The organism is Paracidovorax sp. MALMAid1276 (genome assembly GCF_049198005.1).
Lineage (GTDB): Bacteria > Pseudomonadota > Gammaproteobacteria > Burkholderiales > Burkholderiaceae_C > Acidovorax.
In genome coordinates this window covers 1-3011 of record NZ_JBMIRS010000145.1, presented here as the reverse complement: position 1 = coordinate 3011, position 3011 = coordinate 1, and the positions used below count along the sequence as shown (strand labels likewise).

Below are 3011 nucleotides of genomic sequence, written 5' to 3'. Positions count from 1 at the left end.
ATTGAACGCACCGGCCGCTTGCATGGGCATGAGCCCATGCTGCGCACCCGCCGCATCCACTCATACCGATTGCACTCCAATGCGATCTTCAAAAAGACATTGAACAGGCTCTAGGAGCACAGAATTCAAAAGCAAGCTTCGGAGTGCGCCATGCAGGCCGTGTGCCTAGAGTGGAAACCATCGCAACCTTCCTTCCCAAGCTGCCATGATCTCCCCTGCCGCCCTCCCCCGTCACGCCCTCCGCTCCATCCCCATGCCCCGCCGCACGCCCAGCCCACGCGCCCAGCAAGCCGCCGCGCTGACGCAGGCCGACCCGCGCTGGGCGGCGGTGGTGGCGCGCAGCCCGGCTGCCGACGGGCAGTTCTGGTATTCGGTGCAGACCACCGGCGTGTATTGCCGTCCCAGCTGCGCAGCGCGCGCGCCTCGGCCTGAAAACGTGCGCTTTCACGCCAGCTGCGACGCGGCCGAGCAGGCCGGATTTCGGCCCTGCCAGCGGTGCAGGCCGCGGCAGGCCAGCGCGCAGTCGCACCACGCCACGCTGGTGGCTGACGCCTGCCGCCTTCTGGACGACGGCCTGGCCGCTGGCCGCGCGCCCACGCTGCAGGCCCTGGCCGAGCGCGTGGGCCTGAGTGCATCGCACCTGCACCGCGTGTTCAAGCAGGCCACGGGCCTCACGCCCCGGGCCTATGCGGCCGCGCGCCGGGCCGAGGCCGTGCGCTCCGCGCTGGGCGACCCGGGTACGGGCTCGGTCACCGATGCGATCTATGGCGCGGGCTACCCGTCCAGCAGCCGGTTCTACGAACAGTCGGGCCAGCTGCTGGGCATGGCACCCGCCCACTACCGCGCGGGCGGCGTGGCGCAGGACATCCGCTATGCCGTGGCGCCCTGTTCGCTGGGCCAGGTGCTGGTGGCGCAAAGCGACAAGGGCATCTGCGCGATCCTGCTGGGCGACGACGCCCCCGCGCTGGCGCACGACCTGCAGCGCCGCTTCGCTCGCGCGCGGCTGCAGCCGGGCGATGCAACATTTGCCGAGCAGGTGGCGCAGGTGGTGGCCCTGGTGGAAGCCCCCGGCCTGGGCCTGGCGCTGCCCCTGGACGTGCGCGGCACGGCCTTCCAGCAGCGTGTGTGGCAGGCGCTGCAGGCCATCCCGCCCGGCCAGACGGCCAGCTATGCCGAGATTGCACAGCGCATTGGCGCACCCACCGCCGTGCGTGCCGTGGCCCAGGCCTGCGCGGCCAACGCGCTGGCCGTGGCCGTGCCCTGCCACCGCGTGGTGAAAAGCGACGGCGGCCTGTCGGGCTACCGCTGGGGCGTTGAGCGCAAGCGCGCCCTGCTGCGCCGCGAGGCGGACGATGCGGCCGCCGATGGATCGGCTGCCCCCACCGCTGCGACGGAAAGCGCCGCATGAGCGCCGTGCCCACCACCCCCACCGCGCTCGCCACCACCCCCTGGCCTTCGCGCGCTGCCGCCATCGACTGGCCCGCCACCACCGACGCCCTGCACCAGCAGGGCCATGCGGTGCTGTCCGGGCTGCTGGGCGCGGCCGAATGCGCGGCCCTGGCGGGTCTGTATGGCAGCGTCGACGCCGACACCTTTCGCAGCCGCGTGGTCATGCAGCGCCACGGATTCGGCCAGGGTGAATACCGGTACTTCAGCTACCCGCTGCCCGATGTGGTGGCCGGGCTGCGCGCGGCGATGTACCCGCACCTGGCGCCGATTGCCAACACATGGAATGCGGCCTTGGGCATCGACTTGCGCTACCCCGCGCGCCATGCAGACTTCATCGCCCGCTGCCATGCTGCAGGCCAGCTGCGCCCCACGCCGCTGCTGCTGCAATACGGGCCCGGCGACTACAACTGCCTGCACCAGGACCTGTATGGAGAGCACGTGTTTCCGCTGCAGGCGGCCATCCTGCTGTCTGCGCCGGGCCAGGACTTCACGGGCGGCGAATTCGTGCTGACCGAGCAGCGCCCGCGCATGCAGTCGCGCGCCGAGGTGGTGCCGCTTGCGCGCGGCGATGCCGTGGTGTTTGCCGTGCACCACCGCCCGGTGCAGGGCACGCGCGGCCCCTACCGCGTGCAGATGCGCCACGGCGTGAGCCGCCTGCGCAGCGGGCAGCGGCACACGCTGGGCATCATCTTTCATGACGCTGAATAGAGTGAGAGTGGCCCCCCCTGAGTCGCCTGCGGCGCCTTCACCCCTCTCTCGCTGCGCGGGAGGGGGACGCACCCGGTGCCCTGGCCGGGGCCGCGCCAGTGGCCAAGGCCTTGCACGGACGTAGCGAAGGTAAAACCACGAGATGACCCTCGGTCTTTTTGACGACGATCAGCCCGCCGCCCCCCAAGCGCCCGAGTGGCTGGAGCCCGGCGCCGTGGTGCTGCGCGGCTTTGCGCTGCCCCCGGCGGCAGGCCTGCTGCAGGCGGTCGATGCCATCGCGGCGCAGTCCCCTTTTCGCCACCTCATCACGCCGGGCGGCAAGCGCATGTCGGTGGCCATGACCAACTGCGGGCCGCTGGGCTGGGTCAGCGACCGCAGCGGCTACCGCTATGACCCCGTGGACCCTGAAACCGGCCGCCCCTGGCCTGCGATGCCGGCACTTTTCAAACAACTGGCGCGCGATGCGGCCGAGGCCGCAGGCTTTGCCGGCTTTGCGCCGGACGCCTGCCTCATCAACCGCTATGCCCCCGGCACCCGCCTGTCGCTGCACCAGGACCGGGACGAGGGCCACTATGCGCACCCCATCGTGTCGGTGTCGCTGGGCATTCCGGCCCTGTTCCTGTGGGGCGGCGCGCAGCGGGCCGACCGGGCGCGGCGCGTGCCGCTGCTGCATGGCGACGTGGTGGTGTGGGGCGGGCCGGCGCGGCTGCGGTTTCACGGCGTGCTGCCGCTGCCGGAGGCAACGCATCCGCTGACGGGCGCGCACCGCATCAACCTCACGTTTCGCAAGGCCGGCTGAGCGGCTCAGAGCCTGTTCAATGTCTTTTTGAAGATCGCATTGGAGTGCAATCGGT

At 71.2% G+C, this 3011-nt stretch carries 3 protein-coding genes; all 3 read left to right on the top strand.

Going from position 1 to position 3011, the window contains the following annotated elements:
• Positions 1–253 precede the first annotated feature (253 nt).
• The 3 genes from ada (at position 254) to alkB (ending at position 2956) form a co-directional block, all read left to right on the top strand.
• Positions 254–1408, top strand: coding sequence for a bifunctional DNA-binding transcriptional regulator/O6-methylguanine-DNA methyltransferase Ada (gene ada / locus ACOQFS_RS09815; RefSeq protein ID WP_421562698.1), 1155 nt, complete (start codon positions 254–256; stop codon positions 1406–1408).
• On the top strand, positions 1405–2157 hold the full coding sequence (locus ACOQFS_RS09810) for a 2OG-Fe(II) oxygenase (protein WP_421562697.1): 753 nt from the start codon (positions 1405–1407) through the stop codon (positions 2155–2157). The genes ada and ACOQFS_RS09810 overlap by 4 nt, the downstream gene beginning before the upstream one ends.
• Positions 2158–2299: 142 nt before the next feature.
• Positions 2300–2956 (top strand): DNA oxidative demethylase AlkB, encoded by a 657-nt coding sequence (gene alkB / locus ACOQFS_RS09805; RefSeq protein ID WP_421562696.1) that lies wholly within the window; start codon positions 2300–2302, stop codon positions 2954–2956.
• Positions 2957–3011 lie beyond the last annotated feature (55 nt).